The organism is Bacillus cereus group sp. MYBK216-1, from assembly GCF_051916495.1.
GTDB lineage: Bacteria > Bacillota > Bacilli > Bacillales > Bacillaceae_G > Bacillus_A > Bacillus_A thuringiensis_K.
Map to the genome: position 1 here is coordinate 244,241 of NZ_JBQAGT010000004.1, position 19,393 is coordinate 263,633.

The following is a 19,393-nucleotide window of genomic DNA, read 5'->3' on the forward strand; positions in this document are numbered from 1 at the left end:
AGGTTATGAAAAATGGCAGAAGTAAAAGAAAAGCGCCATGAAGAGCTTGGCTTAAGTGATGAGCAAGTATTAGAAATGTTCCGTACGATGTTACTTGCACGTAAAATCGACGAACGTATGTGGTTATTAAACCGTGCTGGAAAAATTCCATTCGTAATTTCTTGTCAAGGACAAGAGGCTGCACAAGTTGGAGCGGCGTTCGCTCTTGATAGAGAGAAAGATTATGCATTACCATACTACCGTGATATGGGTGTTGTACTAGCATTTGGTATGACAGCTAAAGAGCTTATGTTGTCTGCTTTCGCGAAAGCTGGAGATCCAAACTCTGGTGGTCGTCAAATGCCTGGTCACTTCGGTCAAAAGAAAAATCGTATTGTCACAGGTTCATCTCCAGTAACAACGCAAGTACCACATGCAGTTGGTATTGCACTAGCTGGAAAAATGGAGAAGAAAGATTTAGTAACGTTCGTTACATTTGGAGAAGGTTCTTCAAACCAAGGTGACTTCCATGAAGGGGCAAACTTTGCTGGTGTACACAAACTACCTGTTATTTTTATGTGTGAAAATAACAAATATGCAATCTCTATTCCGGTTGAAAAACAATTAGCATGTAAAAACGTATCAGATCGTGCAATTGGTTATGGTATGCCTGGATATACAATAGACGGAAACGATCCGCTTGCAGTATATAAAGCTGTAAAAGAAGCAGCAGATCGCGGTCGTCGTGGTGAAGGCCCAACTTTAATTGAAACAGTATCATATCGTTTAACAGCACATTCTAGTGACGATGATGATCGTGTTTATCGTGATAAAGAAGAAGTAGAAGAAGCAAAGAAAAAAGATTCAATTATAACATTCGCGGCTTATTTAAAAGAAGCTGGTGTGTTAACTGAGGAATTGGAAAAACAAATGTTAGACGAAATTATGCATATCGTAAATGAAGCAACAGAATATGCAGAAAATGCTCCGTATGCAGCACCTGAAGATGCATTGAAGCACGTATACGCAGAATAGGGGGGGAACGTTTCATGGCTGTAATGTCTTATATTGATGCTATTACATTAGCAATGCGCGAAGAAATGGAACGCGATGAAAAAGTATTCGTTTTAGGAGAAGATGTTGGTAAAAAAGGTGGCGTATTTAAAGCGACACACGGTTTGTATGATCAATTTGGTGAAGATCGTGCGCTTGATGCACCGCTTGCAGAATCTGCAATTGCTGGGGTAGCAATTGGTGCAGCAATGTATGGTATGCGTCCAATCGCTGAAATGCAGTTTGCTGATTTCATCATGCCAGCAGTAAACCAAATTGTTTCTGAGGCAGCAAAAATTCGTTATCGTTCTAATAATGATTGGACTTGTCCAGTTACAATCCGTGCACCATTTGGTGGGGGTGTTCACGGTGCATTGTATCATTCACAATCTGTAGAAGCGATGTTTGCAAACCAGCCAGGTTTAAAAATCGTTATCCCTTCTACACCATATGATGCAAAAGGCTTATTAAAAGCAGCCATTCGTGATGAAGATCCAGTATTATTCTTCGAACATAAACGTGCATATCGTTTAATTAAAGGTGAAGTGCCGGAGGATGACTACGTATTACCAATCGGAAAAGCAGATGTAAAACGTGAAGGTGATGATATTACAGTTATCACGTACGGATTATGTGTTCATTTTGCTCTTCAAGCAGCTGAAAAGTTAGCACAAGATGGCATCTCTGCACACATTCTTGATTTACGTACTGTATATCCATTAGATAAAGAAGCAATCATTGAAGCAGCTTCTAAAACAGGTAAAGTTCTTCTTGTAACAGAAGACAATAAAGAAGGAAGCATTATGAGTGAAGTGGCAGCAATTATTGCTGAAAACTGTCTATTTGATTTAGATGCGCCAATCGCACGTCTTGCAGGTCCAGACGTTCCAGCAATGCCATATGCACCAACAATGGAAAAATTCTTTATGGTAAATCCAGATAAAGTTGAAAAAGCAATGCGTGAACTTGCGGAATTTTAATCGGGGGGACTATACATGGCTGTAGAAAATATTACAATGCCTCAGCTCGGGGAGAGCGTTACAGAGGGCACAATTAGTAAATGGCTCGTTAATGTTGGCGATCACGTAAACAAGTATGATCCGCTTGCAGAAGTAATGACTGATAAAGTAAATGCTGAAGTACCATCTTCTTTCACTGGTATTGTGAAAGAGTTAATCGCTGGTGAAGGTGATACGTTAGCTGTAGGTGAAGTAGTTTGTGTGATTCAAGTAGAAGGCGCAGACGAAGTAGCAGCAACAGCTGTTGAGGAAAAAACGAAAGAAGAACCAAAGGCAGCAGCAATTACGCCTGAAAAAGCACCGAAAGTAAAACAACCAACTGATGGAAAACCACGTTTTTCACCAGCTGTGTTAAAACTTGCGGGTGAGCATAACGTTGATTTAGATCTAGTAGAGGGTACGGGAGCAAACGGCCGTATCACTCGTAAAGATATTTTAAAGCTAGTGGAATCTGGAAATATTCCGCAAGCAGGTGCGGCGAAGAAAGAGGAAGCTGTAGCGGCAGTAGTAGAAGCTCGCCCAGCAGCACCAGTAGCGCAAAAAGTAGAAGCTGCGAAACCAGTTTCTGTACCTACAATGCCTGGAGATATCGAAATTCCAGTAACAGGTGTGCGTAAAGCAATCGCAGCAAACATGTTACGTAGTAAACACGAAGCACCACATGCTTGGATGATGATTGAAGTAGATGTGACAAACCTTGTGTCATACCGTAACTCAATTAAAGGCGACTTTAAGAAGCGTGAAGGCTTTAACTTAACGTTCTTTGCTTTCTTCGTAAAAGCAGTAGCACAAGCGTTAAAAGAGTATCCTCAAATTAATTCAATGTGGGCTGGCGATAAAATTGTTCAGAAGAAAGATATTAACCTTTCTATCGCTGTTGCAACAGAGGAAGAACTATTTGTACCAGTAATTAAGCAAGCGGACGAGAAAACAATTAAAGGTATCGCTCGTGAAATTACAGAACTTGCAGGAAAAGTACGTACGAAATCGTTAAAAGCAGACGAAATGCAAGGTGGAACATTTACAATTAATAACACAGGATCATTCGGTTCTGTTCAATCTATGGGTATTATTAATTACCCACAAGCGGCTATTTTACAAGTTGAATCAATTGTAAAACGCCCAGTAATTATGGATAACGGTATGTTCGGTGCTCGTGATATGGTTAACTTATGTTTATCACTTGATCACCGAGTACTTGATGGTTTAATTTGTGGTAAGTTCTTAGGACGTGTTAAAGAAATTTTGGAAAACATGTCAGAAAATAATACATCTGTATATTAATAAAAAGCTCGCTTATGCGAGCTTTTTATTATCTTATTTCTTCATCTACATCCTACTATATGTATAAATACCTTTCCCAGTAATCTTACAATAAACGATTATGTATTAGGAATTTACGAAAATACATTGCTGATATATGGTATATGGATATAAAATAAGAAAAGAATAATTTTTTTGGCAAATCTTACTGATGAAACTGTAGTATAATATATTGTATTGTATGAAAAAGAGAGTTATTCTATATAAGTGTTTTATAGATAATGTGTAATCAGTCGTCAAAACATGAAGAATGTTGACTCCTGGTTTTTTATTTTTGCCGTAACAATGTTTCAGGAGGATGTCATGAAAAGAAGTACCGAGTTTCTAAAAAGTTTAGATGTAAAATTAATTTTAATTTTGTGTGCACTATGTGTGACGAGTATAGCTGCTATATATAGCAGTCAGCAAACTGGCCAATATGGGGCTGAGAATTTTGCTTTGAAACAAGGTATTAACTACATAATTGGAATTGTAATGTTACTTCTTGTTGCAAGTGTTGATTCAGATCAGCTACAAAAATTATCATGGCCATTGTATATTGCAACGTTTTTGTCAATTATTCTACTAAAAATATTACCGGTTTCAACCTTTACACCGGAGATACTAGGAGCAAAAAGATGGTTTAGATTTCCACTAATTGGATCTATTCAGCCGTCAGAGTTTTTCAAAATTGCACTGGTTATGTTAGTAGCAAATTTAGCCGTAAAGCATAATGCACAGCATATGGTTCGAACATTTAAAACAGACTTAATATTAGTAGGAAAGATTATGCTAGTATCTATTCCTCCTACGGCAATTGTATATAGCCAACCGGATACAGGTATGGTGTTCTTATATGCTGCTGCTATTGCATGTATTTTATTTATGTCAGGTATTCAGAAGAAATTGATAGCAATATGCACAGTTATTCCGGTGACGATATTATCTGTGTTAATGTTTATTTACTTTAAGTATCAGGATTTTTTCTATAATAATTTAGTTACATTACTAAAACCTCACCAACAGTCACGTATTTTAGGTTGGTTGGACCCATTTGAACATACAGATCAAGGCTATCAAACACAGCAATCGATTCTAGCTGTAGGTAGTGGAGGTATGGAAGGTAAAGGATACGGTGGAGGAAGCGTCTATATCCCAGAGAAGCATACTGACTTTATTTTCGCTACAATTGCCGAAGAAGGTGGATTTATCGTAGCAGCCTTAGTTGTCTTCTTGTTCCTATTACTACTATATCGAACAATTATTATTGGTTATTCCGCTGATAATTTATTTGGTACATTATTATGCGCTGGATCGATCGGTATATTAACAGTTCAAATATTCCAAAACATCGGTATGATTGTTGGATTAATGCCTGTAAAAGGTATTGCATTACCTTTCTTATCGTATGGGGGAAGTTCCTTATTCTCGAATATGATTATGATGGGGCTCATACTATCGGTACGGAAAACTTATAAAAAATATATGTTTTCAGTTAAGTAAAAAAAACTGGTTCGTTTTTAAACGAACCAGCTTTTTTACATATATGCTCATAAACGTTGCAAACTAAACAGGATAGCAGTTTGAGACGGGTAAGGAGTGCAAAGTGATGCATATGCATATTTTTGAAGGAGCACGGCATCTTTCTAATAGTAAATGGGTTATTCGGGCTATTATAGCATACATATTTTTAATATTAGTTGCGAAAGCGATGGGCAAAGGTCTATCGCACAACTTCGTTTTTTAGATGTTGTATTAGTGTTATTACTTGGCGGGAATATTTCTAATGCAGTTTTTGATGAAAAGGTCGGATTACTTGGTTCAATGAGTACAATTTGTATACTAGTTGTACTTCATATTGTAAGCTCTATTTTAATGTTGAAATGGGATAGATGGAGACGGTTTTTAAAGCCTGCACCGATTATTCTTATACATAATGGTTCCATTGATTGTAGCAATTTGAAAAAGGCGAGAATTACGGCGGGATATTTATTTTCGGAATTTCGTATGCGAAATGTGAGCGATATTCAAACGATTAAATTAGCATTATGGGAAGCGAACGGTGTCGTTTCTATATTTCGGTATCCAGAATATGAAGCAGTTTCGCGGCTTGATCTTAAAGTGGCGGGAAAAAAATCTCCAGTTTCTTTTGTATTAGTAAAGGATGGGAGGATACAGAAAGATGTTCTTGCATTATTAGGAAAAACAGAAGCGTGGGCGAGAGAATTTATAGAGGAGAGTACAGAAGTCGAATCTATCATGTTAGCTACAATAGATGAATCACATAAAATAAATATTTTGTTAAAAAAATGAAAGATATACGCATTTTGTCGTTTCGTACATATGATACAATAGTGTGGACAACGAAAAAGGAGGCGATACGGTGGGATATGTAGAAGAATTACGAAAAATAGTTGGTCATCGCCCTTTAATTTTAGTTGGTGCTGTTGTACTCGTTATAAATGAAAATGGATATGTTTTATTACAGCAGCGGACAGAGCCGTACGGAAAATGGGGGCTACCTGGCGGGCTAATGGAGCTTAGTGAATCACCAGAAGAAACAGCTTATCGTGAAGTATATGAAGAGACAGGAATAAAAGTGAAGAATTTGCGACTAATCAATGTATTTTCTGGAGCGAACTACTTTACAAAATTAGCAAACGGTGATGAATTTCAATCTGTAACAACCGCCTATTATACGGATGAATACGAAGGGGATTTTGTTATGAATAAAGAAGAAGCAGTTCAGCTTAAATTCTTTTCACTAACAGAACTACCTGACTATATTGTAGGATCGCATAAAAAAATGATTGCTGAATATATGAAGATTATGGAAAAAAAGATATAATAATAGTGAAAGAAATACAAAAACACAGCTCTGGTTGGTAGTCCAGACGCATGATTTCATGTCAGTAACCTTCCCCTCCGGGATGTCCCGTATTTCTAATCTTTTAAAGGAGGGGCTGTCAATGGATTTGACAGTATATCACGATGGTCAATTTTTTGTTGGAATTATTACATGTAAAGAAAAAGGGAAATTGTATGGAGCGAGGTATATTTTTGGAGCGGAACCGTCAGATGAAGAAGTGCTTATGTTTGTGAATGGTTCAATTTTAGAGCATTTTCAGCACTTTGCAAAATGTGGTGTAGAAGTTAATGAAAAACAGCGTCCTAAAAACATAAAGCGTATCATACGACAAGCAGCAAAAGAAACAACTATTAAACGTTTTACTAAGGCGCAAGAGGCGATTAGTTTATCTTATGAATTGCATAAGCAAGAAAAGAAAGTGCAGTCTAAAGAGAAGCGAGAAGCTGAAAAAGAAAGAAGACGTTTAATTAAAGTACAAAAAGCAAAGCAAAAACATCGTGGTCATTAAAGAAAAGGTGTTAGAGCAAGAGCTCTAACACCTTTTCTATACTTAAATACAAGTAAACTTACTTGTATTTCATAAACATTAACTGGTAAGATACAAATAGGTAGTTTTAGAGGAGGGAAAAGAGTGATTAATTTTAACTTTTTTATGAATGATGTTGTCCGCCAAGCGCGTGAAGAGATTGTCTCTGCTGGATATACAGAATTGACGACGCCAGAAGCGGTAGAAGAAGCATTTAAAAGAAATGGAACAACACTTGTAATGGTAAACTCTGTATGTGGTTGTGCAGGTGGTATTGCTCGTCCTGCTGCTGCGCATTCCGTACATTATGATAAACGTCCTAACCACCTTGTAACGGTGTTTGCAGGTCAAGATAAAGAAGCGACAGCAAGAGCGCGTGAATATTTCGAAGGGTACCCACCTTCTTCTCCATCATTTGCTTTATTAAAAGATGGAAAAATTGTAACGATGGTAGAGCGTCATGAAATTGAAGGTCATGAACCGATGCAAGTTATTGCGAAACTACAATCGTATTTCGAAGAGAATTGTGAAGAACTATAATAAATAAAAAAGCGGCACATCCACAATCAAGTGGATGTGCCGCTTTTTTATTTATTATTAAAATTTCTGAGATATGCATAGTTATGTTGTTTTATGCATTTTTTTATACATAATAAACAGCGTTTGTATTGCTGTTTTATTTATTTTTATTTTATATATTGCATAAAAATAAAAGTGCTGATACAATACAAACATCGAATAAATATTCTATTAAACTTTTAAATATACATTATTAGGGGGAAGAAAGATGAAGAAGTTAGTATCAATATCGTTTGCACTTATTTTAATTGTAAGTATATTCAGCGCTTGTAGTAATGGGGAGCCGAAAGAAAGAAAAGGAAATAAGAAAGTACTCGTAATGGGGACTTCAGCGGATTATAAACCATATGAATACGTGGAAGCTTCAAAAAGTGATGAAATTATTGGTTTTGATGTTGATGTTGCTAAATATATCGGAAAAGAACTTGGGTATGAAGTGAAAGTGAAAGATATGGATTTTGGTGGTTTATTAGCATCTCTTAGTTCAGGAAAAGTTGATTTCGTAATGGCAGGCATGACGCCAACTGCAGAGCGTAAAAATAACGTTGATTTTACAGATATTTATTTTGTTGCGAAAAATATGGTCGTTTCTAAAAAGGATTCTAACATTAAATCTGTAGAGGATTTAAAAGGGAAAAAAGTAGGAGTACAAACAGGGTCTATTCAAGAAGAGAAAGCAGCCGAATTTAAAAAACAAGTAGATTTCCAAGTTGAGGGACGTGACCGTATACCAGAAATCGTACAAGAAATTAAAGCTGGTCGTTTTGAGGCTGCAATTATAGAAGACACAGTTGCTAAAAATTATTTAGAGAAAATGAAAGATTTACAAGGAATTGAAATTAAAGAAGCACCAGAAGAAGTTGGAGCAGCAATTGCCCTTCCGAAAAACAGTGATAAAACAGCTGAATTTAATAAAGTAATTAAAAAAATGCAAGAAAATGGAGAAATGGATAAATTAGTGAAGAAATGGTTTGGCAGCGGAAAATAAGCTGCCTTTCACTTTTCTGTGAGGGGAATGAAAAGAATGAATTTAGATTTTTCAGCGATTACGCCTTCGATACCATATATACTAAAAGGTTTAGAAGTTACTTTGAAAATTGTAGCGGTATCAGCTTTAGCAGGATTTATTTTAGGAACGCTATTAGCACTTTGTAAAATTGTTAGAATACGAGCATTAAATATAGCAGCAGATTTTTATACATCAATTTTTCGTGGTACACCACTTGTATTGCAATTAATGATTATTTATTTCGGCGTCCCACAAATAATTGGTTATGAAATACCAGCATTCTTAGCAGCTGTACTTGCGTTTAGCTTGAATTCAGGTGCATACATGTCAGAAGTAATTCGTGCTGGTATTCAAGCGGTTGATAAAGGACAAACAGAAGCAGCAATGGCTTTAGGGATACCATACGGAAAAATGATGAGAAATATTATTTTCCCTCAAGCATTAAAAAATATATTACCAGCGCTTGTGAATGAATTTGCGACACTTACGAAAGAATCGGCTGTAGTAACAGTAATAGGCGCGACTGATTTAATGCGTCGTGCTTACATTGTAGGCGGTGAGACATTTAAATATCTTGAACCATTACTTTTTGTTGGACTGATTTATTATATGTTAGTCATTATTCTTACATTAGTCGGGAAGGCAATTGAAGGGAGAATGAAGAAAAGTGATTAAAATTGAAAACCTTCATAAATCATTTGGTAAAAACGAAGTATTAAAAGGAATTACAACAACGATTGAAAAAGGGGAAGTAGTTGCAATTATAGGACCTTCTGGATCAGGAAAATCAACATTTTTACGTTGTATGAATATGTTAGAAGCACCAACGGATGGTCACATTTGGATTGGAACGGAAGAAGTAACCAATCCGAAAACGAATGTTATGCATGTTCGTGAAAATGTCGGTATGGTATTTCAGCATTTTCACTTATTTCCTCATATGACTGTATTAGAAAATATTACGTATGCTCCTATCAATGTAAGAGGGGTAACGAAGCAAGAAGCTGAAAAGAAAGCTGAGAAACTTTTAGAAAAGGTTGGATTAGTAGATAAAAAAGATACGTATCCAAATCGTCTTTCGGGAGGACAAAAGCAACGTGTAGCAATTGCAAGAGCGTTAGCAATGGAACCGGAAGTTATGTTATTTGATGAACCGACATCGGCGCTAGATCCAGAGATGGTGAAAGAAGTGTTAGAAGTTATGAAATCGTTAGTTACGACAGGAATGACGATGGCTATCGTTACACATGAAATGGGTTTTGCAAAAGAAGTGGCAGATCGTGTTCTTTTCTTGGACGGAGGAAAGCTTGTAGAAGATAGTGCGCCAGAAGAATTTTTTGCAGCGCCGAAAAGTGAACGTGCGCAACAATTTTTACAAAAAATATTGTAATATGAAAAGGTTATGTGAATAATAAGTAGAAAAGGATGACATTGTGTCATCCTTTTTTTATACTAGCTGTAAATACGTTTATACATATAGGAGTAATGATATGTTTAAAATTGGATATCGTACAGTAAAAACAGCAATAGGGACAGGCGCGGCAGTTTTTATTGCTCAGTTATTAGGATTAGAATTTTATAGTTCAGCAGGTATTTTAGTTATTTTATGTGTACAAAATACGAAGCGCAAATCGCTTCAAGTGTCGTTACATCGTTTTCTAGCGTGTGTATTATCAATGGTATTCGCGTTTTGTATTTTTGAAACGATAGGCTATACACCACTTGCAATTAGCATATTGTTACTTACATTTATTCCGACTGCAGTAATGCTTAAAATTCAAGAAGGTATTGTCACGAGTTCAGTTATTGTTATGCATCTATATTCATTGAAGCAAATTACATGGCTTATAGTTGGAAATGAAATTGCTATATTAACGATAGGGATTAGCGTGGCGTTATTAGTAAATATGTATATGCCGAGTAGTGAAAATAAGCTAAAAGAGTATCAGGATAAAATAGAGAGTAATTTTAAAACGATTTTGTTTGAAATGGTTGTGTATTTACGAAATCGAGAAAGTAGTTGGAGTGGAGCAGAACTCATTGAAACCGAGAATATGTTAAATGAAGCAAGGGATTTATCGTTTAAAAAACTTGAGAATGCATTTATGCGAGAAGATGATTATTACTATCGTTATTTTAATATGCGCATGCAACAATTCGAAATTTTAGAGCGAATGATACCACTAGCAGCTTCTTTATCGTGGACATATGAACAAGCTGACATGATTGCAGATGTTGTTGAAAACATTGGTAATGCTATTAGCCCTGAGAGTACTGGCGTTATTTCCTTAAGGCAGCTTCAAGAAATGAGGGAATTATTTAGAGACATGCCATTGCCAGTTACACGCGAAGAATTTGAGATACGTGCGAAACTTGTTCAACTTGTGTATGAAATGGAACAATATTTACTCATTAAAAGTCGCTTTAAGGGAAAGGATAATATAAAAGAACTTATATAGAAGGTAGGAATTATCTATGCCGTATCTTCTCTCTATCATATTATGTCTTTCTTTATCGCCGATTTGGCCTCTTGGGGATAATCCACGTGCCGGAGATCCTTTTATTATTGTAAATAAAGCAACGAATAAATTAGCTTACATTGACGATGGAAAGATTCAAAAGGTTTTTCCAGTAGCGACAGGGAAAACGAATGAATTAACTCCAGAAGGAACTTTTGATGTTGTAATGAAAGCAAAGGATCCGTATTACATTGCGAAGGATATTCCAGGTGGATCGCCAAAAAATCCACTTGGGTCAAGGTGGATTGGATTTAATGCAAGAGGAACTGATGGAAGTAAATATGGAATACATGGAACAAACCAACCGAGTTCAATTGGAAAGTATATTTCACAAGGGTGTATAAGAATGAAGAAAAACGATGTGGAATATTTGTTTGATCGCATTCCAATTGGAACGAAAGTATGGATTGTGAAATCGAAAAAATCATTTCAGCAATTGGCAAAAGAAAAAGGAGCCGTTGCATATGAAAAAGCCAACGAAAAGGTTGGCTTTTTCTATTATAATAAGTTGTCTTGACATGTGTACATAACCGTGCGTTAATGAGAGTATAGAAAGATAAAATTAGATAAAGGGGTTGCTCATATGTACTTGAATCCGAAACTTTCATATATGCAGTTTTTTATGGGATTTCTATTTGTTATTACATTCATATTGGCAACTTTTAATATATGTTCTTATCTTGTAGCGATTGTATGTATGGCATTACTTAATCTCACTTTTGTTATTGGGGCATTTCAGCAGAAACAATATACAAGTTTTGTAATAGCACTTGTAATGTCATTTTCCTTTAGTATTGTAGCGATTGTGTTTTATATAAAATAAACCATCTCGATGTCGAGATGGTTTATTTTTTCATGTGTAAAAAGTAAAAAAAGGACGAACACATCGCCCTTTTTACCAAAACATACTCGCGCCAGCAAGTAATGTTGTTACAAGCATAGAAATTAGCATCACATAAACCATAATTTTTTGAGCTTTTTTATGCATCGTTATACCTCCTTGCAAATCAGTACAATTTCATTGTAACGAGAAATGAAATTATGGACAAGAGGAGAGTGAGGACAAAATTCGGGAGGGGATTGCAAAATATAACAGGAAATTTGAGTGTGTATAGAGAATATAGTTAAAGGGTATATTGTTAATTTTTAGTTGAGCAAGCTGAAGAATGGAGATACGATGATGAAAATATACGAAACAGATCGTTTATACTTAAGGGAAATTGATGAGTCGTATGCTGAAACAGTTCTTCAATATTACGACAGAAATCGTGAATTTTTAAAAGCTTGGGAAGAGTATAGACCGGATGATTTTTTTACGCTAGATTATCAAAAGAAAAAATTGCAAAAGGATAGAAAAGAGTTCGAAGAAGGGAAAATCATCAGACTATGGATTTTTAAAAAGGGTGATGATACGAAAATAATTGGGTGTATTTCATTTAATTTAATCGTTCGTGGCATTTATCAATCTTGTGTACTCAGTTATAAATTAGATAAAGCAGAGTTAAACAAAGGGTATACGACAGAAGCACTTAGAAAAGCGATTCAAGTTGCTTTTGAGGAATTTCAGTTACATCGTATAGAAGCTCCGATTATGCCTCGTAATTTAGCATCTATACAAGTAGTAACGAAGATAGGTTTTCAATATGAAGGCGTGTCTAGGAAGATGTTAATGGTAAATGGCGTGTGGGAAGATCATATGCGCTGGGTATTGTTAAATGAGTAATAGAAAGCAGATGGTTATCTAGACATGTAAACCATCTGTTTTTTGTCTTGTATTTCGAAACTTTTGCGAAATTCTGTTATAATTAATAGTGTTACATACATAATGGTAGTGCAGGAGGCGCAGTCTTATGATTAATCAAGAACGTTTAGTAAATGAATTTATGGAATTAGTACAAGTAGATTCTGAAACGAAATTTGAAGCAGAAATCTGCACAGTATTAACGAAGAAATTTACAGATTTAGGTGTAGAAGTATTTGAAGATGACACAATGGCTGTAACTGGTCATGGTGCAGGTAACTTAATTTGTACTTTACCAGCAACAAAAGAGGGTGTTGATACAATTTACTTTACTTCTCATATGGATACAGTAGTTCCTGGTAATGGAATTAAGCCTTCTATTAAAGATGGATATATCGTATCAGACGGTACAACAATTTTAGGTGCGGATGATAAAGCTGGATTAGCATCAATGTTCGAAGCAATCCGTGTTTTAAAAGAGAAAAATATCCCTCATGGTAAAATTGAATTTATTATTACAGTCGGAGAAGAATCAGGTCTTGTTGGTGCAAAAGCATTAGACCGTGAGCGTATTACAGCGAAATATGGCTACGCATTAGATAGCGATGGAAAAGTTGGTGAAATCGTTGTTGCAGCTCCAACACAAGCGAAAGTGAACGCAATTATTCGCGGGAAAACAGCTCACGCTGGTGTAGCGCCGGAGAAAGGTGTATCTGCAATTACTATCGCAGCGAAAGCAATTGCGAAGATGCCACTTGGTCGCATTGACTCTGAAACGACTGCAAATATTGGACGTTTTGAAGGTGGTACACAAACGAATATCGTTTGCGATCATGTACAAATCTTTGCAGAAGCTCGTTCTTTAATCAATGAGAAAATGGAAGCACAAGTTGCGAAAATGAAAGAAGCATTTGAAACAACTGCAAAAGAAATGGGCGGTCATGCAGACGTTGAAGTAAACGTTATGTACCCAGGATTTAAATTTGCTGATGGCGATCACGTTGTAGAAGTCGCAAAACGTGCAGCTGAAAAAATTGGTCGTACACCTTCTCTTCACCAAAGTGGTGGCGGAAGTGATGCAAACGTAATTGCAGGACATGGTATCCCAACAGTTAACTTAGCAGTTGGTTATGAAGAAATTCATACAACAAACGAGAAGATTCCTGTTGAAGAGTTAGCAAAAACAGCAGAATTAGTTGTTGCAATTATTGAAGAAGTAGCGAAGTAATGGAATAGAAAAAGCGTGTAAATCAATTGTGATTTACACGCTTTTTATTTTGACTCGATTGCTTTGACAAAACGTATAAGCCAATATAAGAAAACCTATGGAAGTATATACGTTGTTGCTACATATACTAGACGAGGGAATAATCCTAACGTATTCATATTGAAAATGGGAAGTAGTAAATAATTAATTGCAATGATTAATATAACAAAAAGGAATGTATAGTTGAGTTTATCCCGCTATTTGCCGGGCAGTAACACCCCTACCTCAAAATTCAGCGAAAGTAAAAAAGTTAGGTGGGGCCCTGCTGCCCGTAAAGGCCCGATTGGTGAGGGCTGATTAAACTTTCACTTTATTATATATCCTCTTTATATCGACTATAAAAAAGAACAAGTAATTATTATAACTATTGTGCAAAATTTGATATAATAAAAGAACGAACGTTCTGATTAGGAGTGAGTACTATGCGAGAAATGTATCCGAAAAATGGTCGTGTAATTTTACATGTAGATATGAATTGTTTTTTCGCATCTGTTGAAATTGCTCATGATCCATCATTACAAGGAAAGCCATTAGCGGTTGCTGGAAATGAAAAAGAGAGAAAAGGAATTATTATAACATGTAGTTATGAGGCGAGAGAATACGGAATACGTACGACGATGCCCCTTTGGGAAGCGAAAAGGTTATGCCCGCAATTAGTTGTAAGGCGTCCTAATTTCACATTATATCGCGAAGCTTCATTTCAAATGTTTCAAGTCATTTCTCGTTTTACAGAAAAGATACAACCAGTCTCAATAGATGAAGGATATTTAGATATTACAGATTGCTACGCACTTGGTTCGCCTCTTGAAATAGCAAAGATGATTCAACAAGCACTACTAACAGAGTTGCAGCTTCCGTGTAGTATCGGAATCGCTCCAAATCTTTTCCTAGCAAAAACAGCTTCTGATATGAAAAAACCTCTCGGTATTACCGTACTTCGAAAACGTGATATTCCAGAAATGATTTGGCCACTTCCAGTTGAAGCAATGCATGGGATTGGAGAAAAAACAGCTGAAAAATTAAATGAAATTCATATACATACAATTGAACAATTAGCGAAGGGAGACGAGCATATCATTCGCGCTAAAATTGGGAAGCACGGTATTGATTTACAGAAGCGTGCAAAAGGTACGGATGATAGGGAAGTGGATCCGAGTCAAATGGGCCAACATAAAAGTGTCGGTAACTCGATGACTTTTTCAAAGGATATGGATGAAGAGAAAGAATTACTTGATATGTTAGAACGGTTATCAAAATCAGTGAGTAAAAGATTACAAAAGCGAACCCTTGTCAGCTATAATATTCAAATTATGATTAAATACCATGATAGGCGAACAGTAACACGGAGTAAGCAATTGAAAAATGCAATTTGGGAGGAACGTGATATTTTTCAAGCAGCATCCCGTTTATGGAAGCAACATTGGGATGGTGATTCTGTTCGTTTACTAGGTGTTACAGCTACTGAAATAGAGTGGAAGACAGAATCGGTGAAACAATTAGATTTGTTTTCATTTGAAGAGGATGCGAAAAAAGAACCACTACTTGCTGTCATTGATCAAATTAATGATAAGTATGGAACACCAATTTTACAACGAGGTAGTCAACTACTACGTAAGCAAGAGAAGTCGTTTCAACAAAAGTTAGAAAATAAGTTTATGTAGAAGGTGTCATGAAGTAGTAAAATCATGACACCTTTCCTATTATACAGGCACCAAGTGATGAGAATGGAATATAAATCCCGATTGCCATAATAAGCATGAATGTAATTAAGAGCCAGCTTACTTTGTTTACACCTTTATCAAAGCTTGTTTCTACACGCTTTCCAATTACCTTATTTGCTAAAGAGCGGAAATACGTATCGGTACTTGTTGAGATGCCAACAGCTTTTGCGCTACCACTTACAATATTTGTTCCCATGAAGCAAAGGTTTTCCGTATCGAGTGGATTGTAATTTTTTTCATGTTTTTCGGTAAGATATGCTTATTTTCTGTATGGTAGCAGTGTTCGTATTTTTCTACAGGAAGTGCTTCCCCTGTCAAAGAAGATTGATTAAAAAATAAATCTTTAATTGAAAATCAAAAATGGTTGTTTAATGAGCAGGAAGATTTATGTTCTCATGGAGAAATATATTTAAATGTGGCTGGAACGATTATTACGCAGACAGGTATGGATGAGGAATGGGGAATAAGTGAATCAGCTTTAGCTTTGTTACGAACTTTAGATAAAGAATATATTTGTGATATTGAAAATGAAGAGGGGCTTATTTTGCACGGATGTGGCACTATGTTAATGTTAGGATGCCCAATTTCAATTCATTGGACTATAAACCATATAGGTGAAAACGTGATTTTAAAGGACTTTGTCAAAGTTATTTCTACTAATCAAAAGGCTATATACTATGAAGGACTTCATATAGAATTGAATGAAAATGAATATAGAAAACAAATTGTTTCTTTTGCACTACAAGCAAAAGAATTATTTAATAAATCAAGTGAAAAGATAATTTCAAATGAGTTTGAGCGAAGTATGTATACCGACTTTTGGACGGAATATGATTATTTGTTAAATAAGTATAAATAAAAAAAGCACTGTAACTAGTGCTTTTTTTATTATAGATTACGAGATTGTAGGGTTTTCAAAAATAACAATCTCTGAACTGTTTGTAGTTGAAACGCGTTGGGCGTAATATGTTAAAGCTGAAGAAATATATGCTGGTAACGTATCATTTGTATGTGATGTTGTATATTCATGGATTAATTCCTTTAAAGTTGTCCATTCTAATTGTGCTGGGTGATCAGACACGAAAGAACTTACCCAGCGATCAAATGAAGATGAAAAATCAGTTTGTAAACGAAATACTTCTTTCATAATAAAACGCTCCCTTAAAATGTAGTATAATTATTTTAACACAAAAAACGAACGATAGCTAAATTTTTTAAGTATAACGTTCGTGTTATATAGTTGTCTAGATGTTTCGTTATGTAAATTCAATTTGCCATTTGAAATAACATTCCGTAAGATGAGAGATAGAGTATATTTAGAGCTGGAGGAAAGAAAGTGGAATTTGTATTTTTAGGAACTGGTGCAGGTGTTCCTTCAAAAGGAAGGAACGTTTCAGCAATTGCTTTACAATTGTTAGAAGAACGAGGACAAACTTGGTTATTTGATTGTGGTGAGGCCACGCAACATCAAATATTACATACATCTGTACGTCCGCGCCGCATTGAAAAAATATTTATTACGCATTTACATGGCGATCATATTTTTGGGTTGCCTGGTTTATTAGGTAGCCGTTCATTTCAAGGAGGAACTACGCCTTTAACGGTGTATGGACCGAAAGGAATTAAACAATTTATTGAAGTGGCATTATCGGTAAGTACGACACATGTGAAATATCCACTTGAAGTTGTGGAGATAACAGAAGAAGGTACCGTATTTGAAGATAATGAATTTTATGTAGAAACGAAAAGATTGTCACACGGTATAGAATGCTTTGGATATCGTATTGTAGAGAAAGATATACAAGGTGCTCTTTTAGTTGATAAGTTGCTTGAGATGGGTGTGAAACCAGGTCCAATCTTTAAACGTTTAAAAGATGGTGAAGTAGTTGAATTAGAGGATGGCACGATATTAAATGGAAATGAGTTTATCGGCCCACCTCAAAAAGGAAGAATTATTACTATCTTAGGTGATACGCGATATTGCGAAGCGAGTAGGGAGCTTGCGCAAGATGCAGATGTACTTGTCCATGAAGCGACTTTCGCAGCAGAAGATGAGCAACAAGCGTATGATTATTTTCATTCTACATCTAAGCAAGCTGCGAGCATTGCACTTCAGGCAAATGCGAAGCGACTAATATTAACTCACATTAGTTCTCGCTATCAAGGAGATACATATAAGGAATTATTGAAAGAGGCTAGAGAGTTGTTTTCTAATACAGAAATAGCGACAGATTTGAAATCATTCCCAGTAGAAAAATGATAATTTCGTAAAAAATGGTAACGGCGGGTTACCATTTTTTTATGTCTAAAAAAATTTAAAAATAAAACTGTTATTATTTTATACTTATACTTGGATGATACAGAAGATTAGGATGGTTTGAATATATAGGATAAAAATACGAAATAATGATTATTTAGAAAAACTGTTATATAAGTCAGATGACATACAAGTGATACAAATAGCAGAAATGGACTTTTATTCAGAACTTTTAAAATTCAACAAAAGTAAGCGTTTTATAAAAAACAAGCTATAATGAGGGCAGATTATAATTTATGATAAGTCACATGTATTTTAGTCATTATCGTAACAAGTGAAGTTGACTAAATCATGAGAGAGTAACACGAGAATTATAATAGGAAAGATATTACTATTATTTGTCATAAGTCTTTTTCACTTTTTATCTAAACGATATGATTAGCAAGTGTATCTATTGCGAGTTCCTTAGTAGAAGCTTTTTATTAATAAGGTGGTGGAGATTTAATTGGTACACCACTCTTTAAAAGAGTTCAGAACATCAGCAGGTAGTATAGGCGGAATAGCGGGTGCAAATTTAGTTGCATTAGCAATGGTTATATCACTTGTTTATGCTATGCTTCCAATGGCTTCTGTGTTAAACTTTGGATTGCTACCAGACTTTATTGTGGATTATCTTATATCATTTTTTTATAAAAATAATACTAAGATTCTTATGTATTATGATAACTGGTATTATTTCAGATTATATTGGATTACTTTTATTCAAAACTATCCAATTCGTACAGCAGAACAAATTCGTGGTACAACTGGAAAAGCGACAGATGTAGCAGCTTAATAGAATAGTAGAATAAATTTTTTTCATAGAGGTTTAGGGGGAGTTATGATGAAGTATCGCTCAGTATTTGATATTATCGGTCCTGTTATGATTGGACCATCAAGTTCACATACAGCAGGCGCAGCAAGAATGGGGCAAGTTGCTCGCCAGCTGTTTCGTCATGAACCAGAAAGAGTAAGCATTTCGTTATATGGATCATTTGCAAAGACGTATCGAGGGCATGGTACGGATGTAGCACTAATCGGTGGAATATTAGGATTTGAAACAGATGACTTACGTATTCCAGAGGCGCTAGAAATAGCAAAAGAGCGCGAAATTGAAGTGGAATTCATTGAAGAAGATGCCAATGCACCTCACCCAAATACAGCGAGAATTCGTTTGTATAAAGGTGAAGATGAAATTGAAGTTGTTGCTTGCTCAATTGGTGGCGGTAAAATTGAAGTTGTAGAATTAAACGGATTCGATCTTCAATTATCAGGCACGAGCCCAGCACTACTTATTGTAAATAACGATCGCTTCGGTGCTATTGCAGCGGTAGCTTCAATCCTTGCGAAACATGAGATTAACATCAGTACAATGAGTGTTTCTCGTAAAGAAAAAGGAAGAAGAGCACTTATGGTCATTGAAACAGATGAATTATTAGCAGATGAAGTAATTGAAGAAATAAAAGCGCAACAAAATATTTGTCAAGTAACTATTATGGAATAATTGCAGGGG

22 protein-coding genes and 2 pseudogenes are annotated in these 19,393 nt (G+C 35.6%); 21 read left to right on the plus strand and 3 right to left on the minus strand.

Annotation, left to right across the window (positions count from 1 at the left end):
- The first annotated feature begins 12 nt into the window (after window positions 1–12).
- From bfmBAA to ACTFRH_RS15810, 14 genes and pseudogenes are all read left to right on the plus strand, one after another.
- On the plus strand, window positions 13–1,014 hold the full coding sequence (bfmBAA, locus tag ACTFRH_RS15745) for a 3-methyl-2-oxobutanoate dehydrogenase subunit alpha (RefSeq protein WP_000852550.1): 1,002 nt from the start codon (window positions 13–15) through the stop codon (window positions 1,012–1,014).
- 14 nt (window positions 1,015–1,028) lie between these two features.
- Complete coding sequence (bfmBAB, locus tag ACTFRH_RS15750; protein ID WP_000290071.1) at window positions 1,029–2,012, plus strand: 3-methyl-2-oxobutanoate dehydrogenase subunit beta; 984 nt, start codon at window positions 1,029–1,031, stop codon at window positions 2,010–2,012.
- 15 nt (window positions 2,013–2,027) lie between these two features.
- Window positions 2,028–3,335, plus strand: a complete 1,308-nt coding sequence (locus ACTFRH_RS15755) for a dihydrolipoamide acetyltransferase family protein (protein ID WP_000257643.1) — start codon at window positions 2,028–2,030, stop codon at window positions 3,333–3,335.
- A 342-nt stretch (window positions 3,336–3,677) separates the two neighbouring features.
- Window positions 3,678–4,856 (plus strand): FtsW/RodA/SpoVE family cell cycle protein, encoded by a 1,179-nt coding sequence (locus ACTFRH_RS15760; protein WP_000831183.1) that lies wholly within the window; start codon window positions 3,678–3,680, stop codon window positions 4,854–4,856.
- A gap of 106 nt (window positions 4,857–4,962) precedes the next feature.
- Window positions 4,963–5,666 (plus strand): annotated as a pseudogene (locus ACTFRH_RS15765) (DUF421 domain-containing protein).
- Between the two features lie 70 nt (window positions 5,667–5,736).
- Window positions 5,737–6,201 carry an NUDIX hydrolase gene (locus ACTFRH_RS15770; RefSeq protein ID WP_000542550.1) on the plus strand — a complete coding sequence of 155 codons (465 nt, stop codon included), beginning with the start codon at window positions 5,737–5,739 and terminating at the stop codon, window positions 6,199–6,201.
- Between the two features lie 121 nt (window positions 6,202–6,322).
- Window positions 6,323–6,730 carry a YjdF family protein gene (locus tag ACTFRH_RS15775; protein ID WP_000366582.1) on the plus strand — a complete coding sequence of 136 codons (408 nt, stop codon included), beginning with the start codon at window positions 6,323–6,325 and terminating at the stop codon, window positions 6,728–6,730.
- Between the two features lie 144 nt (window positions 6,731–6,874).
- On the plus strand, window positions 6,875–7,288 hold the full coding sequence (locus ACTFRH_RS15780; RefSeq protein ID WP_001979317.1) for a BrxA/BrxB family bacilliredoxin: 414 nt from the start codon (window positions 6,875–6,877) through the stop codon (window positions 7,286–7,288).
- A 247-nt stretch (window positions 7,289–7,535) separates the two neighbouring features.
- A complete protein-coding gene (locus ACTFRH_RS15785; protein ID WP_000737669.1) occupies window positions 7,536–8,315 on the plus strand; it encodes a transporter substrate-binding domain-containing protein in 780 nt (259 codons plus the stop codon).
- Between the two features lie 36 nt (window positions 8,316–8,351).
- Window positions 8,352–9,011, plus strand: a complete 660-nt coding sequence (locus ACTFRH_RS15790) for an amino acid ABC transporter permease (protein ID WP_001046920.1) — start codon at window positions 8,352–8,354, stop codon at window positions 9,009–9,011.
- Window positions 9,004–9,726 (plus strand): amino acid ABC transporter ATP-binding protein, encoded by a 723-nt coding sequence (locus tag ACTFRH_RS15795; RefSeq protein WP_000590204.1) that lies wholly within the window; start codon window positions 9,004–9,006, stop codon window positions 9,724–9,726. The genes ACTFRH_RS15790 and ACTFRH_RS15795 overlap by 8 nt, the downstream gene beginning before the upstream one ends.
- Before the next feature lie 100 nt (window positions 9,727–9,826).
- Window positions 9,827–10,795 carry an aromatic acid exporter family protein gene (locus ACTFRH_RS15800; RefSeq protein ID WP_000472672.1) on the plus strand — a complete coding sequence of 323 codons (969 nt, stop codon included), beginning with the start codon at window positions 9,827–9,829 and terminating at the stop codon, window positions 10,793–10,795.
- Between the two features lie 16 nt (window positions 10,796–10,811).
- Window positions 10,812–11,372, plus strand: coding sequence for a L,D-transpeptidase (locus ACTFRH_RS15805; protein WP_001146566.1), 561 nt, complete (start codon window positions 10,812–10,814; stop codon window positions 11,370–11,372).
- A 66-nt stretch (window positions 11,373–11,438) separates the two neighbouring features.
- On the plus strand, window positions 11,439–11,678 hold the full coding sequence (locus ACTFRH_RS15810; protein ID WP_000281167.1) for a DUF3894 domain-containing protein: 240 nt from the start codon (window positions 11,439–11,441) through the stop codon (window positions 11,676–11,678).
- Between the two features lie 72 nt (window positions 11,679–11,750).
- Here ACTFRH_RS15810 and prli42 read toward each other — a convergent pair whose 3' ends face one another.
- Window positions 11,751–11,843 carry a stressosome-associated protein Prli42 gene (prli42, locus tag ACTFRH_RS15815; protein WP_000549037.1) on the minus strand — a complete coding sequence of 31 codons (93 nt, stop codon included), beginning with the start codon at window positions 11,841–11,843 and terminating at the stop codon, window positions 11,751–11,753.
- Window positions 11,844–12,032: 189 nt separating this feature from the next.
- Here prli42 and ACTFRH_RS15820 point away from each other — a divergent pair, with 189 nt between their 5' ends.
- The 3 genes from ACTFRH_RS15820 (at window position 12,033) to ACTFRH_RS15830 (ending at window position 15,524) form a co-directional block, all read left to right on the plus strand.
- Entirely contained in the window at window positions 12,033–12,578 is a 546-nt protein-coding gene (locus ACTFRH_RS15820; protein ID WP_033672813.1) for a GNAT family N-acetyltransferase, read from the plus strand.
- Window positions 12,579–12,705: 127 nt separating this feature from the next.
- Window positions 12,706–13,824 carry a tripeptidase T gene (locus tag ACTFRH_RS15825; RefSeq protein ID WP_000609824.1) on the plus strand — a complete coding sequence of 373 codons (1,119 nt, stop codon included), beginning with the start codon at window positions 12,706–12,708 and terminating at the stop codon, window positions 13,822–13,824.
- 461 nt (window positions 13,825–14,285) lie between these two features.
- Window positions 14,286–15,524, plus strand: coding sequence for a DNA polymerase IV (locus ACTFRH_RS15830; protein ID WP_001208853.1), 1,239 nt, complete (start codon window positions 14,286–14,288; stop codon window positions 15,522–15,524).
- 82 nt (window positions 15,525–15,606) lie between these two features.
- Here ACTFRH_RS15830 and ACTFRH_RS15835 read toward each other — a convergent pair.
- A pseudogene (locus ACTFRH_RS15835) lies at window positions 15,607–15,935 on the minus strand (P-type ATPase); the annotation flags it as partial.
- Between ACTFRH_RS15835 and ACTFRH_RS15840 the strand changes: the two are divergent.
- Window positions 15,931–16,443: a hypothetical protein gene (locus ACTFRH_RS15840; protein WP_033690062.1), complete on the plus strand. Its 513-nt coding sequence runs from the start codon at window positions 15,931–15,933 to the stop codon at window positions 16,441–16,443. The pseudogene ACTFRH_RS15835 and the gene ACTFRH_RS15840 overlap by 5 nt on opposite strands.
- A gap of 36 nt (window positions 16,444–16,479) precedes the next feature.
- Here ACTFRH_RS15840 and ACTFRH_RS15845 read toward each other — a convergent pair whose 3' ends face one another.
- Entirely contained in the window at window positions 16,480–16,731 is a 252-nt protein-coding gene (locus tag ACTFRH_RS15845; RefSeq protein WP_000665709.1) for a DUF3932 family protein, read from the minus strand.
- A 189-nt stretch (window positions 16,732–16,920) separates the two neighbouring features.
- Here ACTFRH_RS15845 and rnz point away from each other — a divergent pair, with 189 nt between their 5' ends.
- The 3 genes from rnz (at window position 16,921) to sdaAB (ending at window position 19,384) form a co-directional block, all read left to right on the plus strand.
- A complete protein-coding gene (rnz, locus tag ACTFRH_RS15850; protein ID WP_000397455.1) occupies window positions 16,921–17,844 on the plus strand; it encodes a ribonuclease Z in 924 nt (307 codons plus the stop codon).
- A 502-nt stretch (window positions 17,845–18,346) separates the two neighbouring features.
- On the plus strand, window positions 18,347–18,676 hold the full coding sequence (locus tag ACTFRH_RS15855; RefSeq protein WP_003302503.1) for a hypothetical protein: 330 nt from the start codon (window positions 18,347–18,349) through the stop codon (window positions 18,674–18,676).
- A 48-nt stretch (window positions 18,677–18,724) separates the two neighbouring features.
- Window positions 18,725–19,384, plus strand: coding sequence for an L-serine ammonia-lyase, iron-sulfur-dependent subunit beta (sdaAB, locus tag ACTFRH_RS15860; protein ID WP_000877445.1), 660 nt, complete (start codon window positions 18,725–18,727; stop codon window positions 19,382–19,384).
- The last annotated feature ends 9 nt before the right edge of the window (window positions 19,385–19,393 follow it).